The organism is Fluviibacterium sp. S390 (assembly GCF_049800695.1).
Classification (GTDB): domain Bacteria; phylum Pseudomonadota; class Alphaproteobacteria; order Rhodobacterales; family Rhodobacteraceae; genus Meridianimarinicoccus.
The window spans coordinates 151,913-170,988 of record NZ_JBNAFN010000002.1; the positions used below are offsets into that span (position 1 = coordinate 151,913).

General features: G+C 64.0%; 17 protein-coding genes and 4 tRNA genes. 6 read left to right on the top strand and 15 right to left on the bottom strand.

Annotated elements, in window-relative coordinates; genetic code table 11:
• Positions 1-128: 128 nt before the first annotated feature.
• Positions 129-1,352: a 5-aminolevulinate synthase gene (gene hemA / locus ACP15K_RS02745; RefSeq protein WP_424989803.1), complete on the bottom strand. Its 1,224-nt coding sequence runs from the start codon at positions 1,350-1,352 to the stop codon at positions 129-131.
• A 228-nt stretch (positions 1,353-1,580) separates the two neighbouring features.
• Here hemA and ACP15K_RS02750 point away from each other — a divergent pair, with 228 nt between their 5' ends.
• Positions 1,581-2,954 (top strand): M20/M25/M40 family metallo-hydrolase, encoded by a 1,374-nt coding sequence (locus ACP15K_RS02750; RefSeq protein WP_424989736.1) that lies wholly within the window; start codon positions 1,581-1,583, stop codon positions 2,952-2,954.
• A gap of 108 nt (positions 2,955-3,062) precedes the next feature.
• Here the strand turns inward: ACP15K_RS02750 and ACP15K_RS02755 are convergent.
• The 3 genes from ACP15K_RS02755 to ACP15K_RS02765 form a co-directional block, all read right to left on the bottom strand.
• A tRNA-Asp gene (locus tag ACP15K_RS02755) sits at positions 3,063-3,139 on the bottom strand.
• A gap of 230 nt (positions 3,140-3,369) precedes the next feature.
• Positions 3,370-3,446, bottom strand: a tRNA-Asp gene (locus ACP15K_RS02760).
• A 62-nt stretch (positions 3,447-3,508) separates the two neighbouring features.
• Positions 3,509-4,111, bottom strand: coding sequence for a tetratricopeptide repeat protein (locus tag ACP15K_RS02765; protein WP_424989804.1), 603 nt, complete (start codon positions 4,109-4,111; stop codon positions 3,509-3,511).
• 112 nt (positions 4,112-4,223) lie between these two features.
• Here ACP15K_RS02765 and ACP15K_RS02770 point away from each other — a divergent pair, with 112 nt between their 5' ends.
• Entirely contained in the window at positions 4,224-4,526 is a 303-nt protein-coding gene (locus tag ACP15K_RS02770; RefSeq protein ID WP_424989737.1) for a DUF302 domain-containing protein, read from the top strand.
• A 119-nt stretch (positions 4,527-4,645) separates the two neighbouring features.
• On the opposite strand, the gene ACP15K_RS02775 is transcribed toward ACP15K_RS02770, so the two are convergent.
• The 5 genes from ACP15K_RS02775 to tgt form a co-directional block, all read right to left on the bottom strand.
• Positions 4,646-4,721 (bottom strand) — tRNA-Val (locus tag ACP15K_RS02775).
• Positions 4,722-4,783: 62 nt separating this feature from the next.
• A tRNA-Val gene (locus ACP15K_RS02780) sits at positions 4,784-4,858 on the bottom strand.
• Positions 4,859-5,016: 158 nt separating this feature from the next.
• Positions 5,017-7,425 (bottom strand): endopeptidase La, encoded by a 2,409-nt coding sequence (gene lon, locus ACP15K_RS02785; RefSeq protein WP_193142222.1) that lies wholly within the window; start codon positions 7,423-7,425, stop codon positions 5,017-5,019.
• Positions 7,426-7,629: 204 nt separating this feature from the next.
• On the bottom strand, positions 7,630-8,130 hold the full coding sequence (locus ACP15K_RS02790) for an invasion associated locus B family protein (RefSeq protein ID WP_424989738.1): 501 nt from the start codon (positions 8,128-8,130) through the stop codon (positions 7,630-7,632).
• Between the two features lie 84 nt (positions 8,131-8,214).
• Positions 8,215-9,345 (bottom strand): tRNA guanosine(34) transglycosylase Tgt, encoded by a 1,131-nt coding sequence (gene tgt / locus ACP15K_RS02795; protein WP_193142224.1) that lies wholly within the window; start codon positions 9,343-9,345, stop codon positions 8,215-8,217.
• Between the two features lie 185 nt (positions 9,346-9,530).
• Between tgt and rimK the strand changes: the two genes are divergently transcribed.
• From rimK to tpiA, 4 genes are all read left to right on the top strand, one after another.
• Entirely contained in the window at positions 9,531-10,952 is a 1,422-nt protein-coding gene (gene rimK, locus ACP15K_RS02800; protein WP_193142225.1) for a 30S ribosomal protein S6--L-glutamate ligase, read from the top strand.
• A gap of 52 nt (positions 10,953-11,004) precedes the next feature.
• The gene (locus ACP15K_RS02805) at positions 11,005-11,376 is read left to right on the top strand and encodes an SUF system Fe-S cluster assembly protein (protein ID WP_366192172.1); all 372 of its coding nucleotides are present in this window, start codon (positions 11,005-11,007) and stop codon (positions 11,374-11,376) included.
• Between the two features lie 73 nt (positions 11,377-11,449).
• Positions 11,450-11,815 carry a HesB/IscA family protein gene (locus tag ACP15K_RS02810; RefSeq protein WP_424989739.1) on the top strand — a complete coding sequence of 122 codons (366 nt, stop codon included), beginning with the start codon at positions 11,450-11,452 and terminating at the stop codon, positions 11,813-11,815.
• An 88-nt stretch (positions 11,816-11,903) separates the two neighbouring features.
• Entirely contained in the window at positions 11,904-12,650 is a 747-nt protein-coding gene (gene tpiA, locus ACP15K_RS02815; RefSeq protein WP_193142228.1) for a triose-phosphate isomerase, read from the top strand.
• Between the two features lie 75 nt (positions 12,651-12,725).
• On the opposite strand, the gene ACP15K_RS02820 is transcribed toward tpiA, so the two are convergent.
• From ACP15K_RS02820 to ACP15K_RS02845, 6 genes are all read right to left on the bottom strand, one after another.
• The gene (locus tag ACP15K_RS02820; RefSeq protein ID WP_193142229.1) at positions 12,726-13,328 is read right to left on the bottom strand and encodes a superoxide dismutase; all 603 of its coding nucleotides are present in this window, start codon (positions 13,326-13,328) and stop codon (positions 12,726-12,728) included.
• Between the two features lie 95 nt (positions 13,329-13,423).
• Positions 13,424-13,960, bottom strand: a complete 537-nt coding sequence (locus ACP15K_RS02825; protein WP_424989740.1) for a sarcosine oxidase subunit gamma — start codon at positions 13,958-13,960, stop codon at positions 13,424-13,426.
• Entirely contained in the window at positions 13,953-16,958 is a 3,006-nt protein-coding gene (locus ACP15K_RS02830) for a sarcosine oxidase subunit alpha family protein (protein ID WP_424989741.1), read from the bottom strand. Before ACP15K_RS02830 ends, ACP15K_RS02825 begins: the two co-directional genes overlap by 8 nt.
• 59 nt (positions 16,959-17,017) lie before the next feature.
• Positions 17,018-17,326, bottom strand: coding sequence for a sarcosine oxidase subunit delta (locus ACP15K_RS02835; protein WP_193142232.1), 309 nt, complete (start codon positions 17,324-17,326; stop codon positions 17,018-17,020).
• Positions 17,327-17,383: 57 nt separating this feature from the next.
• Positions 17,384-17,677 carry a TfoX/Sxy family protein gene (locus tag ACP15K_RS02840; protein WP_424989742.1) on the bottom strand — a complete coding sequence of 98 codons (294 nt, stop codon included), beginning with the start codon at positions 17,675-17,677 and terminating at the stop codon, positions 17,384-17,386.
• 29 nt (positions 17,678-17,706) lie between these two features.
• Complete coding sequence (locus ACP15K_RS02845; protein ID WP_424989743.1) at positions 17,707-18,963, bottom strand: sarcosine oxidase subunit beta family protein; 1,257 nt, start codon at positions 18,961-18,963, stop codon at positions 17,707-17,709.
• Between the last annotated feature and the right edge of the window lie 113 nt (positions 18,964-19,076).

Consider the following 19,076-nt stretch of genomic DNA (forward strand, 5'->3'; position numbering starts at 1 on the left):
CTGCCAAAGTCGTAGCACAATGCGCAGAAAAGCGCACGCACCATCCCGTGGCTGACTTAATGGGACATTGAAAACCCCGGCATGACCATGTGGTCAGACCGGGGCGGTTTCAGGGCTGGAAGGTGAAATCAGGCCGAGAGCGACTGGCGGCTCAGCGCACAATGCGACCAGAGTTTGTCGAGCGCCTTCACAAGCCGGTCCAGATCATCGGGACCATGCACGGGCGACGGGGTAAACCGCAGCCGTTCGGTGCCGCGCGGCACGGTGGGGAAGTTGATCGGCTGCACGTAGATGCCGTCGTCCTGCAAAAGGCGATCCGAAATCATCTTGCATTTCACCGGGTTGCCGACCGGAACGGGCACGATGTGCGATCCGAAGTCGATCAGGGGCAGGCCAATACCTTTAAGACGGGTCTTCAGGATATGGGCTTGCGTCTGATGCCGGGCGCGCAGGGTCTGATCCTCTTTCAGGAAGCGGATCGACGCGGCGGCCCCGGCGGCGATTGCCGGCGGAATCGAGGTGGTGAAGATGAAACCCGGCGCGTAGGAGCGGATCGCATCCACCATCCGGGCCGAGGCGGAGATATAGCCGCCCATGACGCCATAGGCCTTGCCCAGCGTGCCGTTGATGATGTCGATCCGATGCGCCAGCCCGTCGCGCTCGGCCACACCGGCACCGCGCGGACCATACAGGCCGACGGCGTGAACCTCGTCCAGGTAAGTCAGGGCATTGAATTCATCGGCCAGATCGCAGATCTCGCGGATCGGGCCGAAATCGCCATCCATCGAATAGACCGACTCGAAGGCGATGAGCTTGGGCGCTGCGGGATCAAGCCCCTCAAGGACCTCGCGCAGATGGGCCACGTCATTGTGTCGGAAGATCTTCTTCTCGCACCGGCCGTGCTTGATGCCTTCGATCATCGAGGCGTGGTTCAACTCGTCGGAAACGATGATCAGGCCCGGAAACAGCTTGGGCAGGGTCGAAAGTGTCGCCTCGTTGGCGATATAGGCCGAGGTGAACACCAGCGCGGCCTCTTTCTGGTGCAGATCGGCCAGTTCTGCCTCAAGGCGACGGTGATACACCGTGGTGCCCGAGATGTTGCGCGTGCCGCCCGATCCGGCACCGGTGGCATCCACCGCTTCGTGCATGGCGGCCAGAACGGTCGGATGCTGACCCATGCCAAGATAGTCATTGCCGCACCACACGGTGATGTCCTGCTGGCTGCCATCAGGGCGCGTCCAGACCGCATGGGGGAAGTGACCGTTGCGGCGCTCGATATCAATGAAGGTCCGGTAACGGCCCTCATCGTGCAATTTCTGGATCGCCGCATCGATCTTGGCAGAGTAATCCAACGTGTCTTCCTCCAACATGGCGGACATCAACTGTCCGGGCCCGCAGGCGGGCTGTCGCGTTTTTCATATGCGTGTCACAGAATAGCTGCCCCGCGCAATAGTCTTAATGGCGCATACTGTCCCGGCGCGTTTTGATGTAAATCAAACTCCGGTTTGCAGCAAGTGGTGGCCCATCTGGACGCGCCAATCCCCGGTGGTAGGGTGGCGCCTGTCAACCAAGGAGTCCCCATGTCCCTCGCTTCCGTTCTCGACCATATCGACACGAACCTGGATGCTGCGCTGAACCGTCTGACAGATCTGCTGAAGATCCAGTCCATTTCGACCGATCCCGCCCACAAGGACGATTGCGAAGCCGCTGCCGACTGGCTGGTGGCCGATCTCGCCGGGATCGGGTTTCAGGCGAAAAAGCGCCCGACGCCGGGTCATCCGATGGTGGTGGCCACATCCGAAGGCGCCGGTCCGCATGTGCTGTTCTACGGCCACTACGACGTGCAACCTGTTGATCCGCTGGAGTTGTGGGATCGCCCACCGTTCGAGCCACGCATCGAAGAAACCCCGACCGGCCCTGTGATCCGCGCACGCGGCGCCTCTGACGACAAGGGCCAGTTGATGACCTTTGTCGAAGCCTGCCGGGCCTGGAAAGCGGTGCATGGCACCCTGCCCGGTCCGATCACCATCTTCTTCGAGGGAGAAGAGGAAAGCGGTTCGCCTTCGCTGGTGCCTTTCATGGAAGAAAACGCGCCGGAACTGACCGCCGATATCGCCCTGATCTGCGACACCGGTCTGTTCGCCGACCGGGTGCCGGCCATCGTCACGCAATTGCGCGGACTGGTGGGCGAAGAGATCACCATCACCGGGCCCGACAAGGATCTGCATTCGGGCATGTTCGGTGGCATCGCCATCAACCCCGCGCGGGTGCTGGCGCGCATCCTGGCCGATCTGCACGACGACACCGGGCGCATCACCCTGCCCGGCTTTTACGACGGTGTGCCGCCGCTGCCCGACGATCTGCGCGCGCAATGGGAAGGACTGAACTTCGACCACTCCGCTTTCCTGGGTGGCGTCGGCCTGTCGGCGCCTGCGGGCGAGGCCGGCAAGATGCCGGTCGAGATGATCTGGTCGGAACCGACCTGCGAGATCAACGGCATGTGGTCGGGCTATACCGGCGCCGGGTTCAAGACGGTGCTGCCGTCCAAGGCTTCGGCCAAGGTGTCCTTCCGTCTTGTCGGCCAGCAGGATCCCGACCGCATTCGCGCGGCGTTCCACGACTTCGTGACGGCGCGCCTGCCCGAGGATTGCACGGTGGAATTCGCCCCGCATGGCGCTTCGCCCGCCAGCCAGATGTCCACCGACCATCCCGCCTTCGAACAGGCCCGCGCGGCCCTTAGCGATGAATGGCCCGATGCGGCGGCTTTCGTGGGCTGCGGCGGCTCGATCCCCATCGCGGGCTACTTCAAGACGCTGCTGGGGATGGATTCGATGCTGATCGGTTTCGCCAAGGATGACGACCAGATCCATTCCCCGAACGAGAAATACGACGTCGAGAGCTTCCACAAGGGCATCCGCAGCTGGGCGCGTATCCTTGACCGGCTGAACGGCTGATCCCAGACCCCGGTCCCGCTTCGGCGGGACCACTCCCACGTTTCAGGTGGTCGGACGTGCACCCGCCATGGGCAGGAAAGTCTGTGTCACATCGTGAGGGGGAGAAAGTGGCGCGGTTGACGGGGCTCGAACCCGCGACCCCCGGCGTGACAGGCCGGTACTCTAACCAACTGAGCTACAACCGCGCTTTTCGCGTTCAGGACGCTGTGTCCCAAGGCGTGGGCGGTGTCTATGTCTCTACAGCAGAGCCGTCAAGCAGTTTCCACGCGCCACAAACAAAAAAACTAACCGACCTGAAAACCGACGTATTGCACCAAACGCCCTGCCCGGACCGCAGTCCGGCACGACGCACAAAGCCTGTGAAATCGCCCCAGCCGAGGTGCGAAATATCCGGGGATGAAGGAAGGGAAAGCCATGGCGCGGTTGACGGGGCTCGAACCCGCGACCCCCGGCGTGACAGGCCGGTACTCTAACCAACTGAGCTACAACCGCGCGATGGAGTGTCTGTTTATGACCCACTTCGCAGACCGTCAAGCGCCAATCCAACGCTTGTTTCAGGAAATCGAGATCACGCGCCGGGGGCCCACGGCCCAGGTCATCCCGGCATCTGACAGAGCCGTTTGCAGGCGGTCGCGCTCAGCCGCCGCCGGATAGGGAAACATGCGCGCTGCCTGTACCAGACCATATCGCGGGGCATTGTCCTTCAGCTGTGCAACCTCGCCCGAAGCCGCCTTCGTCTGACCCAGTTCCATCAGCGCCCGGATCAACTGCACCCGCGCCGGAACAAAGCCCGGCACCCGCGCCAGCACCGCGCGGAACCTGAGGACAGCCTTGTCTTGTGCCCCCAACAGCACCAGGCTGTGGCCACGGGGAAATTCCCAGCTTGGCGGGCAAAAACTCTCGCCCGCCATGGCGGCGTCCAGCAGCGGTTGCGCCTGTGCCGGGCGGCCCAGCCGGTTCAGGGTCTCGCCATAGGCCACCAGCGCTTCGGCGTTTTCGGGGGACAGGGCCAAGGCCTGCTCGAAGGCCGCGACGGCGGCGTCGGGCCGGTCGCGAAATCCCAGCGCCGAGTTCCCATCCAGCGCAATCGCCTTGTGGGCCAGCGCCTCGGCGGGATCCAGCGTCGCATCCCAGTCCGGACGGGCAAAGATAAACAGAGGGGTTCGGTAATGGGCCTATTGGACAAAGGCCCCGGATAGCCCGGATCACAGCGCGCGGCTTGTGTAATACGACAGTACGGTCGGCGCGGTCGAAGCCGCAGGCGCCCGGGTGTTTGCCAAGGTAGACTTCGCACGGGGTGCCGCCACGATGGACGAGACCCTGCGTCCCACCACGGTGGTGATCTTCGGCAGCCCCAAGATCGGCTCGACCGCGTTGCAGGAAGGCCAGACGATGGCGCTGTACCTGCCGCTGCGGATCCAGTTTTTCGAAGATGCCAGTGGTCAGACTTGGGCCTCCTATGAAGACCCGACCGTCGTTGCACCGTCGCATGGGCTGGCCGCCAGCAATGCCGCCGTCCAGAAGATGCAGGCCGCCTTGTTAGGGTTTTCGACCATCGCGACAGGGAGTTGAACGGCACTCTTCACCCTGCCCCGGTCGGGCTGATCAGGTTCGGCTGAAGGCTGATGCCCATGAGCGCGGCGCGAGATGCTGAAGACAGCATGTATCCAACCGCAGACGCAGGGCTTGCGTGGTGGGTGATGAGAGACTCGAACTCCCGACATCTTCGGTGTAAACGAAGCGCTCTACCAACTGAGCTAATCACCCACGCAAGGGTCGCGGCGCGACAGCGCGCTTTGGGTCTTCCGCCCGTGTCAGACAGGGGGAAATGGTGGGTGATAAGAGATTTGAACTCCTGACATCTTCGATGTGAACGAAGCGCTCTACCACTGAGCTAATCACCCGTGGCGCGGTGTGTAGCCCTGCCCGACACAAGGTGCAAGACCAAATTTCCGGGTTTTTCGCGTGTCTGGCGGTTCGGGAACCCTCGCGGTCAATCCATGAAAAAGGCCCGCATGGGGGTGCCATGCGGGCCGATGCCATTGGTTCGGATCAGTGCCGGTTAGTGGGCGCGCGCCGCGACGGTGTCGCCGCCACGTTCCAGCGCCGATTTGGCCGCGGCCTCCTCGGCTTCCTCGTCCCATTCGATGGACTCGGGCGTGTCCACCAGCGCAAGTTTCAGCACGTCGCGCACATGGCTGACAGGGATGATGTCCAGCCCTTCCTTCACGTTGTCAGGGATCTCGGTCAGATCCTTGGCGTTTTCTTCCGGGATCAGCACCGTGGTGATGCCACCGCGCAGCGCCGCCAGAAGCTTTTCCTTCAGCCCGCCGATGGCCAGAACATTGCCCCGCAACGTAACCTCGCCGGTCATGGCGATGTCCTTGCGCACCGGGATCTGGGTCAGCACCGACACGATCGAGGTTACCATGGCAACCCCTGCCGACGGGCCGTCCTTGGGCGTCGCCCCTTCCGGCACGTGGACGTGGATGTCGATCTTGTCGAACTTGGTCGGTTTCACCCCGATCTCCGGCGCGATCGACCGCACGAAGCTGGAGGCCGCGTCGATGGATTCCTTCATTACGTCGCCCAGCTTGCCGGTGGTCTTCATCCGACCCTTGCCCGGCAGGCGCAGCGCCTCGATCGACAACAGATCGCCGCCCACGCTGGTCCAGGCCAGCCCGGTGACGACACCGATCTGGTTCTCCTGCTCGGCCAGACCATAGCGGAAGCGTTTCACGCCCAGCATGTCCTCCAGCGACTCCGGCGTCACCTCGACCTTGTCGGTCTGCTTGCGCACGATCTGGGTCACCGCCTTGCGGGCCAGCTTGGCAATCTCGCGTTCCAGGTTCCGCACGCCCGCTTCGCGGGTGTAGGTGCGGATGATCTCGGTCAGCGCCGCATCGGAAATCTCGAACTCGCCCTTGCGCAGGCCGTGGTTCTTGATCTGCTTGTCGATCAGGTGCTGGCGCGCGATTTCGCGCTTCTCGTCCTCGGTGTAGCCGGCCAGCGGGATGATCTCCATCCGGTCCAGCAGCGGACCCGGCATGTTGTAGGTGTTCGCCGTGGTCAGGAACATCACGTTCGACAGGTCGTATTCCACCTCAAGATAGTGGTCCGAGAAGGTGCTGTTCTGTTCGGGGTCCAGAACCTCAAGCATCGCCGAGGCCGGATCGCCACGGAAGTCCTGTCCCATCTTGTCGATCTCGTCGAGCAGGATGAGCGGATTCGTGGTCTTGGCCTTTTTCAGCGCCTGGATGATCTTGCCGGGCATCGAGCCGATATAGGTCCGGCGGTGGCCGCGGATCTCGGATTCGTCCCGCACGCCGCCCAGCGAGATGCGGATGAATTCGCGTCCCGTGGCCTTGGCGACCGATTTGCCCAGCGAGGTCTTGCCCACGCCCGGAGGGCCCACAAGGCACAGGATCGGCCCCTTGAGCTTTTTCGAGCGCTGCTGCACCGCGAGGTATTCGACGATGCGTTCCTTGACCTTCTCAAGACCATAGTGGTCGTCGTCCAGCACGGACTGGGCGCGGTTGAGATCCTTCTTGACCCGGCTTTTGGTGCCCCACGGGATCGCCAGCATCCAGTCCAGGTAGTTGCGTACGACGGTGGCTTCGGCCGACATCGGGCTCATCTGCTTGAGCTTCTTGATCTCGCCTTCGGCCTTTTCACGGGCTTCCTTGGACAGATCGGTTGCGGCGATCTTTTCTTCCAGTTCGGCAATCTCGTTGCTGCCGTCCTCGCCGTCACCCAACTCCTTCTGAATGGCCTTCATTTGCTCATTCAGATAGTATTCGCGCTGCGTCCGCTCCATCTGGGTCTTGACGCGGGACTTGATCTGCTTCTCGACCTGAAGCACCGACATTTCGCCCTGGATGTGGCCATAGACCTTCTCCAGACGCGCGGCGATTTCCAGCGTCTCCAGCAGTTCCTGCTTTTGCTCGACCTCGATGCCCAGGTGGCCCGACACCAGATCCACCAGCTTGCCCGGCTCGCGGGTTTCCGACACGGCGGCCAGCGCTTCGTCGGGGATGTTCTTGCGGATCTTGGCGTAGCGTTCGAATTCGTCGCCGACGGACCGGACCAGCGCCTCGACGGCAGCTTCCTCGCCCAGCGATTCCTCAAGCGGCAACACACGGGCTTCGAAGAAGTCCTCGTTTTCCAGGTATTCGACGATCTCGACGCGCGAACGACCCTCGACCAGCACCTTTACGGTGCCATCGGGCAGCTTCAGCAGTTGCAGGACATTGGCCAGCACGCCGATGTTGTAGATGCCGTCAGAGGTCGGCTCGTCCACGCTGGCGTCGATCTGGCTGGACAGCAGGATCTGCTTGTCATCCGCCATCACTTCTTCCAGCGCCTTGACCGACTTCTCGCGCCCGACGAACAGCGGAACGATCATGTGCGGGAAGACAACGATGTCGCGCAGCGGCAGGACGGGATAAGACGGGCTTATTTGATTTTCCATGACATATCCTTAGTGGCAGCAGGTCCCGGCCCCGTTACGGCAACCGAAACCTCTCCGATCAGACGGTTTAGGTGGGGTTTCCGCGCCCGTCTGTCAACTCTTGGGTTCTGACTTGACCGTGACTGTGGCCCGCATTTCGGGCAAGGGCAAGGCGATCTGACTACATCTTGCCCTGGTGTGCCGAAATGCGAAGGGTGGCTTCGTTCAGTTGCTCAACGTCTCGGCAACCTGGTCCAGGGCGGCCGAAAGTCCGCTCAGCGGGATGCTTGTCGCAACCGGGGTGTCGGCTTCGGCGGCGAAGAAGCTGATGTCCAGCGCCGGCAGGATCGACATGTTCTGCACATCGTCCAGCGCCACGCGGTCCAGCACCACGCAGCCTTCGGCAAGGCAGGTGGTGAAGGCATAGTCGCGCTGAATCGGTCCGGCCATCAGCGTCAGCGGCTTCTGCACCGCTGTTCCCAGTGGCACGAACAGCGCCATCTGGGCAAAGCTGGCCTCGGCGGCCAGGGCGAAGGTCAAGGTGGCGAAGCGGCTGTTGCCGGTCGGTTCCATCATCGAGCGCGAGATCACGCAGCCCCGGTCATCGCAGGCCACGGACCAGTCGGATTCAACCAGTTCCAGCGGGGCGTCTTCAGCCGCCAGCGGCATGGCACTGCACATCAGCGCGGCGGTCAGGATCGGGGTCAGCTTCAAGGTGATCTCCATCTTGGGTTGCGCAAGCTTCCCAGACTGGGCCGGTGAAGGAAAGGGATTTCGCCGCACCGACCCGGTTCGCAAGACGCCGCCCGGTTACAGGCGCGGGATGTCACCTTCGGCGCGCTGCGCATGAAAGGCGTCCTGAAAGGCGGCAAAACGGCCTTCGGCAATGGCATCACGAATGCCCTGCATCAACTCCTGGTAATAGTGCAGGTTGTGCCAGGTCAGCAGCATCGAACTGATGATCTCCTGACTGCGGAACACATGGTGCAGATAGGCGCGCGAGTAGTTGCGGCAGGCCGGGCAGCCGCAGGCTTCGTCCAGGGGGCGCGGATCGTCCTGGTGGCGGGCGTTCTTGATGTTGACCACGCCGTGCCGGGTGAACACCTGCCCGGTGCGGCCCGAGCGCGACGGCAGCACGCAGTCGAACATGTCGATGCCGCGCGCCACCGCACCCACGATATCATCTGGCTTGCCCACTCCCATCAGGTAGCGTGGCTTGTCGGTGGGCAGCATGTCGGGCGCATAGTCGAGAACGCCGAACATGGCCTCCTGCCCCTCGCCCACGGCCAGACCGCCGACCGCATAGCCTTCGAAACCGATGGCACGCAGCGCCTCGGCGCTTTCGCCGCGCAGGTCCTGCTCAAGCCCGCCCTGCTGGATGCCGAACAAGGCGTGTCCCGGACGACCCCCGAAAGCCTCGCGCGACCGTTCGGCCCACCGCATCGACAGCCGCATCGAACTGGCGATGCGGTCGCGGTCAGCGGGCAGTGCCGGACATTCGTCGAAGCACATCACGATGTCGGAGCCCAGCAGCCGCTGGATCTCCATCGAGCGTTCGGGAGTCAGCCAGTGTTCCGACCCGTCGATGTGGGATTTGAAGCGCACGCCCTCTTCGGACATCTTGCGCAGGTCCGACAGGCTCATCACCTGAAACCCGCCGCTGTCGGTCAGGATCGGCCGGTCCCAGTTCATGAACTTGTGCAGCCCACCCAGCCGGTCGATGCGTTCCGCCGTGGGGCGCAGCATCAGGTGATAGGTGTTGCCCAGCAGGATATCGGCCCCGGTGGCGCGCACGGACTCGGGCATCATCGCCTTGACGGTGGCGGCGGTGCCCACGGGCATGAAGGCGGGCGTGCGGATTTCACCACGCGGCGTGTCGACGACGCCGGTGCGTGCCCGCCCGTCGGTGGCATTCAGGGAGAAGGAGAAGCTTTTGGTCATGGGATCATCGCTAGGGGCTTTGCCCGCGCCAGTAAAGCAAGGGCCGCAGGTTGACCACAGTTCTTGCACCTTGCGCGATAAGGGGCATAGTCGCGACGAACCCGTTGCCATGGCACCAACTTCGTGCCCATACACGCAGCGCGCCACCGGCGACACCTTCCAGACGCAACAAGGGCTCTTCCAACATGGACACTCCGAACGCTGCCTCCGAACCGTTCCAACTGGGCTGGGAGGAATGGGCGAGCCTGCCGCAACTGGGATTGCCGGCCCTGAAGGTCAAGGTCGACACCGGGGCGCGGACCTCGGCGCTGCACGCCTATGACATCGAATCCTTTGGCAGCGCCGCCAGCCCCAAGGTGCGCTTCACCATCCACCCGATTCCGGACCGCGACGATGTGTTGATCCACTGCTCGGCCCCGGTGGTGGACCGGCGCGAGGTTACCTCGTCGAACGGCGAATCCGAGTGGCGTTACGTGATCCGTACCAGTATCCGCATGGGCGATCGGGAATGGCCCATCGACGTGTCGCTGACCGACCGGGGCAACATGGCCTACCGGATGCTTCTGGGCCGCACCGCGCTGGCCGAGGACATGCTGGTTATGCCGCAGCAAAGCTTCTGCCAGCCGGAACTGGGCTATGAATCCTACCATTCGGTGGCCGTCAAACAGGATGCCCCGCGCCGCAGCCTGCGCATCGCCGTGCTCAGCCGCGAGGCGCACAACTACTCGACCCGGCGTCTTGTCGAGGAAGGCGAGGCGCGCGGCCATGTGGTCGAGGTTATCGACACCACCCGCTGCTACATGGCGATCAACCAACTGTCGCCCGAGGTCTATTACGACGGCACGCGCCTGCCCCGCTATGACGCGGTGATCCCGCGCATCGGCGCGTCGATCACCTCGTACGGTACCGCCGTGGTGCGCCAGTTCGAAACCATCGGCACCTATTGCGTGAACCCGTCCGACGGCATCACCGCCTCGCGCGACAAGCTGCACGCGCATCAGATTCTGGCACGGCAACGCATCGGCATGCCGGCGACGGCCTTTGCCGCCTCACCGAAGGACACCGGCAACCTGATCGGCCTGGCCGGAAACGCACCGCTGATCGTCAAGCTGCTGGAAAGCACGCAGGGCAAGGGCGTGGTGCTGGCCGAAACCCGCAAGGCCGCCGAGTCGGTGATCGACGCCTTCCGCGGTCTGAAGGCCAGCTTCCTGGTGCAACAATTCGTGAAGGAAGCGGCGGGCGAGGATATTCGTTGCCTGGTGATCGCAGGCAAGGTCGTGGCGGCCATGAAACGCTCGGCCGCAGAAGGGGAGTTCCGGTCCAACCTGCATCGCGGCGGGCACTCCAGCCCGGTGCGCATCACCAAGCAGGAACGCGACGCCGCCGTGCGCGCCGCCAAGGCTTTCGGGCTGAACCTGTCGGGCGTGGATCTGCTGCGGTCCTCCACCGGGCCGAAGGTGCTTGAGGTCAACTCCTCCCCCGGTCTGGAGGGCATCGAGAAATCCAGCGGCAAGAACGTCGCCGGGTTGCTGTATGATGCCATCGAAAAGAAGGCCCGTCCGGTGCCTGCGCGCCGCCGCGCTGCGGCAAAACCCAAGGCCACCTAGACGCGCCCGCTCTGCCGACATATATTCCCATGTGAAATAGTAAGGGATCACCATGTCAGCTCAGGACACAAGCGCGGCGCCCATGGAAGGCGCGCCGCTCATCAAGCCCTCTTCCACCGACCATCCGTTGTACGACACGGTGGTCGAAGCCTGCCGCACGGTCTTTGACCCGGAAATACCGGTCAACATCTATGATCTTGGCCTTGTCTACACGATCGAGATCGGCACCGAAGGCGATGTCGAGGTCCTGATGACCCTGACCGCACCCGGCTGCCCGGTGGCCGGTGAAATGCCCGGCTGGCTGGCCGAGGCGATCGAGCCCCTGCCCGGCGTCAAGACGGTCAACGTCGAACTGACCTGGGAACCGCCCTGGGGCATGGACATGATGTCGGACGAGGCGCGGCTGGAACTGGGCTTCATGTAGGCGCCAGCCCGGCACATCTTGAGAATCCTGCATCCAGCCCTTAGGTTTAAAGGGCAATCACAAGGATCGATCCATGTTCGGCATTCCCGGAAAACAGGCCGTCTCGCTGACCCCGGCGGCGGCCAGCCAGATCAGGAAACTGATGGCCAAGGATGGCACCACGGGCTTGCGCCTGGGGGTGAAGAAGGGCGGCTGCGCGGGCATGGAATACACGCTGGAATACGTGTCCGAGATCGACCCGCATGACGAGGTGGTCGAACAGGATGGTGCGCGGGTGATGATCGCCCCGATGGCGCAGATGTTCCTGTTCGGCACCGAGATCGACTATGAGGTTTCGCTGCTGGAATCGGGCTTCAAGTTCCGCAATCCCAACGTGGTGGATGCCTGTGGCTGCGGCGAGTCGATCAAGTTCGACGAAAGCCTCGGCGCGGGCGGATAGCGGCGCTGCGGCAAGATGCTGGGCCCCGCGCCCTTGCCTTCCGTCCACGGCTTTCCCTTAATCGCGCCAAAATCTGAAAGGGAGAGCCATGCCTCGCAAACTTGCAGCCGGTAACTGGAAAATGAACGGCGGTTCCGCGGAACTGTCCGAAATCGCGGCCCTGGCCCTGGCCCATCCGGCGCCCGGCTGCGATGTGTTGATCTGCCCGCCCGCCACGCTGATCTCGCGCATGGCCGAGGCTGCCCGTGGCAGCGCCATCGCCGTTGGCGGACAGGATTGCCACGGTGCGCTGAACGGCGCGCACACCGGCGATATCTCGGCACCGATGTTGCTGGACGCCGGCGCCAGCCACGTGATCCTCGGCCATTCCGAGCGGCGGCAGGATCACGGCGAAACCGATGCCACCGTGCGGATCAAGACCACCACCGCCGTCACCGAAGGGCTGATCGCCGTGGTCTGTATCGGCGAAACCCTGAGCGAGCGTGAAGCGGGCCAGACGTTGGAGGTGATCGGCACGCAGATGGACGGCTCCCTGCCCGACAGCACCACCGCCGCGACCATCGTTGTCGCCTATGAACCAGTCTGGGCCATCGGTACCGGGCTGACGCCGACGCTGGATCAGATCGCCGAGGTGCACGACTTCATACGCGCCCGCCTGAGCGAGCGGTTCGGCACCGAGGTCGCAGAGGGCATTCGCCTGCTCTATGGCGGTTCGGTCAAACCTTCCAACGCCGCCGAGATCTTTGCCGTGTCCAACGTCGATGGCGCGCTGGTGGGCGGTGCCTCGCTGAAAGCCGATGACTTCGGCCAGATCATCGCCGCACTGGACAGCTGACAGCAAAACGGGGCCCCGCAGGACCCCGTTCGTATTTCCGACGCCCGCCGTTTTGGCGGGCGTTTTCATGAATGCTCAGCCCAGACGGGAAGCGACGTTTTCCCAGTTCACCAGGTTGTCGAGGAAGTTCGACAGATAGACCGGGCGCTTGTTGCGGAAGTCGATGTAATAGGAATGCTCCCACACGTCGCAGCCCAGCAGCGCGGTCTGGCCGAAGCACAGCGGGTTCACGCCGTTCTCGGTCTTGGTGACCTTCAGGCCGCCGTCAGTGTCCTTGACCAGCCAGCACCAGCCCGAGCCGAACTGGCCTGCGCCCGCAGCGGCGAACTGCGATTTGAACTCGTCGACCGAACCGAAGCTGTCGACGATAGCCTTTTCCAGCTCGCCGGGCATGGCGGTCTTGCCCGGACCCATCATTTCCCAGAACTGGACGTGGTTCCAATGCTGCGAGGCGTTGTTGAAAATGCCGTTCTGGGCAACAGCGCCGGCCGCGTAGGTGCCGGTGATGATGTCCTCGACCGATTTGCCTTCCCACTCGGTGCCGGCAATCAGCTTGTTGCCGTTGTCGACATAGGCCTTGTGGTGCAGGTCGTGGTGAAACTCCAGCGTCTCCTGCGACATGCCGAATTCGGCAAGAGCGTCATGGGCGTAAGGAAGATCGGGAAGTTCGAATGCCATGGGAAACCCCTGTTGTGGTGGTTGCGATTACCTCGACACATGAAGGACGGGGCTGACCAAGGTCAACCCCGCATACAGGTTTTTCCCTTCGCCATTCAGGGCAGAACGATGCCCTGCGTGTGCCGCGCCGCCCGGGTAAGAACGTTGCGGGCATAGCCGGCCACCGACTGGAAACAGACCAGATCGAAATCGGCGCCGTTTTCGGTCCAGAAGGCCGCCGGTATCTGCGCCAGACGGGTGCGGCGCAACTCGGCCGGGGCGATGCGGGCCATGTCCACCGGGCAGAGCTTGGCCAGCGCGCCCCGCGCCCCCGGCCCGGCGATGCGGAAGCGGGCGCGCATGTCGTCGACCCGCAGCACCAGCGCGTGCTGGCCGGACAGGGCCGCGTCCAGACGCAGGGCCAGATCGGCGCTGGCGGTGGCCTCGCAGAACACCAGCAGTTCATCAGGCGACATCCAGCCCACCTGCCCGACTGTACACGGCACGATCTGCCGGGTGCCGGGCACGCTGATCCCGCAGCCGGTCAGCACCTCGGCAAAAGCCGCGTCCGCAAGGCTGCCACGCAACAAGATCATGCCGCCGGGCGGCAGGTCGGTGACCGTTGTCTCGGGGGTTTCCAGCAGATCAGGCATTCAGCTTCTCTCCTTCCGGATCAAAGAACACCGGGCTGACGATCCGGGTGTCGATGGTCATGCCCGAGGTGGTGGCAAACTGGATAACCTCGCCCATCCGGTCGGGCCCGTGTTCGACCAGCCCCATGGCGATGCCCCGGCCCAGTGTCGGCGACATGTAGGTCGAGGTCACGCGCCCGATCGTCTTGCGCTGACCATGGGCATTGTCGCCTGTGCCCACCGCATAGGCACCATCGGGCAGCACCGTGCCGTCCAGAGTCTCCAGTCCGACCAGCTGCCAGCGGTTCGGATCCACCATATGCGCCCGCTGCTGCGCCCGCTTGCCCAAGTAGTCGGTCTTTTTCTTCGAGATCGCCCAGCCCAGCCCCAGATCCTGCGGGATCACGGTGCCGTCGGTTTCGTCCCCGATCATGATGAAACCCTTTTCGGCCCGCATGATGTGCAGCGCCTCGGTGCCATAGGGCATACCGCCCAGATGCAGTCCCAGTTCCATCATGCGATCCCACAGAGCGCGGCCCTGGCCCGCCGCCACGCGCACCTCGAAGGACAACTCGCCCGAGAAGGAGATGCGATAGACGCGCACCGGGAAGCCGCCCAGGGTGCCGTCGATCCAGCCCATGAAGGGCAGCGCCGCGTTCGAGACATCCATGCCGCCCAGTTTGTCCAGCAGCTTGCGGGCATTGGGGCCGACAACGGCGATCTGCGCGTATTGCTCGGTCACATTGGCGGTATAGACCTTCCAGTCCCACCATTCGCACTGCAACCAGTCTTCCATATGGGCATGGATGCGGTCGGCGCCGCCGGTGGTAGTGTGACACAGGAAGGTGTCATCGTCGATCCGCGCCACCACGCCGTCATCGGTCAGAAAGCCGTTTTCCGTACACATCAGCCCATAGCGGCATTTGCCCGGTTTCAGGCTGCTCATCATGTTGGTGTAGAGCATGTCCAGGAAACGGCCCGCGTCCGGCCCCTTGACGATGATTTTTCCCAGCGTTGACGCATCAAGGAAACCAAGGGCTTGGCGGGTGTTTTTCACCTCACGGTGCACGGCTTCGTCGATGGATTCCCCGGCGCGCAGATAGCAGTACGGGCGGCGCCAATGGCCGACAGGCTCCCAATGGGCACCGTGGGTGGCGTGCCATTCGTGCATGGGGGTGCGACGCAGGGGCTGGAAGGCGGCGTCGCGGGCCTCGCCGGCAATGGCGCCCATCGGCACAGGCGTATACGGCGGGCGGAAGGTGGTGGTGCCGACCTCGGGGATCGGTTTGTCCAGAGCTTCAGAAAGAACTGCCAGTCCGTTGATATTGCTTAATTTGCCCTGGTCGGTGGCCATGCCGAGCGTGGTGTAGCGCTTGGTATGTTCGACGCTTTCATAGCCTTCGCGCGCGGCCAGTTGCACGTCCGAGACCTTCACATCGTTCTGGAAATCCAGCCACATCTTCGACCGCAGTTCATAGCGTGCCTGCGCCGGCATGACCCAGATCGGGGCGATCGGTCCTTCGGCGGGGTCCTGGGCCTGCGACGGCGCGATGGGCGCGCGGTCCAGCTTCAGGGCCGCCTGCGTGGCGGCAACCGCATCGTGCAGGATCGCCCCGGTGTCGAAATGGCCGTTGGCCGCCCCGGCGGTGCGCACGAAGGGCTGGCCATCGTGGCCGGTGGGCAGCCGCGCGGGATCCGGGCGGAACATCGCGCGCGCGTCGTCCCAATAAAGCTTGCCGCCACAATGGGAAAACAGATGCACCGCGGGCGACCAGCCGCCCGACATGGCCACGGCCTCGCAGTCGATGATCTCGGTCACTGCGCTGCCACCGGTGTTCATGGCGCACAGTGCCACGCCGGTGACGCGCTTGCCGCCCTTGACCTTGGCGATGGCGGTGCCGGTCAGGATGCGAACGCCGCGCACGCGGGCTTGATCTATCAGCGCGCTTTGCGCCGCTTCCCGTGCATCGACGATGACCGGCACCTCTTGCCCCGCATCCAGCAGGGTCAGCGCGGTGCGATAGGCGTCGTCGTTGTTGGTGACGATGACGGTGCGGGCGCCGGGGCTGATCGCCCAGTTGACCACGTAGTCGCGCACGGCACCGGCCAGCATCACGCCGGGAATGTCGTTGCCGGCGAAACTCAGCGGCCGTTCGATGGCGCCGGTGGCGACCAGCACCTGTTTGGCGCGGATTTTCCAAAGGCGGGCGCGGGCGTTATCGGAGCCGGGCACATGGTCGGGCGGCAGTTCGGTGGCCAGCACATAGCCATGGTCATAGACCCCCGAACCCTGGGTGTGCCGTTTCAGGGTGACATTGGGTAGGGCTTCCAGGTCAGCCACCGCGGCAGCGACCCAGTCGTCTGCCGGTTGTCCATCGATTTGCGCGCCATCGACGGGCGCGCGCCCGCCCCAATGGCCGGTCTGTTCGACAAGCAGCACCCGCGCCCCGGATGTGCCAGCGGCCAAGGCCGCCTGCAGCCCCGCCACGCCGCCACCGACAATCAGCAGATCGCAATGGGCATAGAGATGCTCGTAGACATCGCCGTCCTTCTCGGTAGGGGCTTTGCCCAGACCGGCGGACTGGCGGATGAAAGGTTCGAACACATGTTTCCAGAAGGGCCGCGGGTGCATGAACGTCTTGTAGTAGAACCCCGCGGTCAGGCCGGGCGCGAGGATCTGGTTCAGCGCGCCGATATCGGCTTCCAGCGACGGCCAGTGGTTCTGGCTGGTCAGGGACGCCCCATCCCGCAAGGGGGTTGTGGTGGTGCGCTGGTTGGGTTCGAAAAACCGGCCCTTGCCCAGACCGACAAGGGCGTTGGGCTCTTCGGGGCCCGACGCGACGATGCCGCGCGGGCGGTGGTACTTGAACGAGCGGCCCACCAGCATCTGGTCGTTGGCCAGCAGGGCCGAGGCCAGCGTGTCGCCAGCAAGCCCGGTCATGGCGTGGCCATTGAAGGTGAACCGGGTGGTGTGCGTGCAGTCGATCAGGCGGCCGCCGGTGGCAAGACGGGTGCTCATGGATCAGGCCTCCGCGCCGAGGGTGAGGATGGATTGAGTATTTTTGCCAAGAAGAGGGGTCATGCAGCAGGCTCCACCCCGGCGGCTTTCAGCAGGTCAGCGGGCGGGGTCAGGGTCTGGGCCGGATAGGTGCCGAAGACCTGCAGCGTGGTCGTGTCGCGCAGGGCGTGGAACCATTTTCCGCAGCCATAGACATGGCGCCAGCGTTCGGCGTGGACGCCGCGCGGGTTCTGACGCAGGAAAAGATAGGCCTCGAATTCGTCGTCGCTGCTGTCGGGGCCGAAGCGGGTCAGATGTGCCTCGCCGCCGCCGTGAAGTTCGGTTTCATCGGCTTGCAGGCCGCAATAGGGGCAGGTGAGCGTCAGCATGGGAAAGCCTTGGTCTGGCCGGGATCAGTCGGGTGAAAGTAGCGCGTCATGGCGGGGCTATTTGGCGGGCAGGCTGGCGGCATGGGCCAGCGCCATGGTGGTCAAGGCCGCGCGGGTGCTGTCGGGCAGATCGGCGTCGGCCTCGACGATGCCGCCCATGCGCCGGCCGGTGAAGCTGAGCGGGCGGACGCCCGCGTAAACCAGCGCATCGGGTTCAGCGGCCTTGCCCACGCGGTACATCAGCTCGCCCTTGTGGACGCCGCAGACCATGTTGCCGTTGAGCAGGAAGCACAGCCCGCCGAACATCTTCTTTTCGGCCATGCCCGGGCCGATGCCGAGATCATCGCGCATCGCATTTGCGACAGTTTCGTCGAAGGACATCAGTGCGCCACCCCCGCTGCCACGCTTTCATCGATGAAGCGGCCTTCGCGGAAGCGGTCCAGGCCGAAGTCGGCGGCCAGCGATCCCGGTGTGCCCTTGGCCATGAGTTCGGCCATGGCCCAGCCCGAGCCGGGAATGGCCTTGAAGCCGCCGGTGCCCCAGCCGCAATTGACGAAGCAATTTCCCAGCGGCGTGGTGGACAGGATTGGCGAGCGGTCGCCGGTCATGTCCACGATGCCGCCCCATTGGCGCAGCATCTTCAGGCGCGAGATCATCGGGAAAGTCTCGACCAGGGCGCGGACAGTTTCTTCGATGTGGTGAAAGCTGCCGCGCTGGGTGTAGTTGTTGTAGCCGTCGGCGCCGCCGCCGATGACCATCTCGCCCTTGTCGGACTGGCTCATGTAGCCGTGCACGGTGTTGGCCATGACCACCACATCCATGCAGGGTTTGATCGGTTCGGAGACCAGCGCTTGCAGGGCGACGGATTCGATGGGCAGGCGGAAGCCCGCCATCTCGGCCAGATGCCCGGAATGGCCGGCCACCACCAGACCCAGCTTGTCGCAATCGACCGGGCCGCGTGAGGTTTCCAGCCCCGTCACCTTGCCGCCGGCGCTGCGCACCCCGGTGACTTCGCATTTCTGGATGATGTCCATGCCCATGTCGGAACAGGCGCGCGCATAGCCCCAGGCCACCGCATCGTGCCGCGCGGTACCGCCACGCGCCTGCCAGAGCGCCCCCAGCACCGGGTAGCGCGGCCCGTCGATGTTGATGATCGGGCACAGTTCCTTGACGCGGTCGGGGCCGACGAATTCGGTTTCCACCCCTTGCAGGGCATTGGCATGTGCGGTGCGCAGGTAGCCGCGTTTCTCATGCTCTGTCTGGGCCAGCATCATCACGCCGCGCGGGCTGAACATGATGTTGTAGTTCAACTCCTGACTGAGCGTCTCGTACAAGCCGCGCGCCTTTTCATAGATCGCGGCCGAGGGATCCTGAAGGTAGTTCGACCGGATGATCGTGGTGTTGCGCCCGGTGTTGCCGCCGCCCAGCCAGCCCTTTTCCAGGATCGCCACGTTGGTGATGCCGAAGTTCTTCCCAAGGTAATAGGCCGTGGCCAGCCCATGCCCCCCGGCGCCGACGATGATCACATCGTAGCGCGGCTTCATCGGGCGGTCGGCCCAGGCCCGATCCCAGCCCGCGTGCTGGCGCAGAGTTTCGCGGGCGATGGCAAAGGCGGAATAGCGGCGTTTGGGCGGCACGGGCGAACCTCTTGCAGTTTGCTCGCAGCATGGCGCGATCGCCGCGCCAAGCCAAGACTTTAGACGGCAATCGCCTTGTGATGTGCGACCTGCGGCACAAAGCGCAGGGCGTT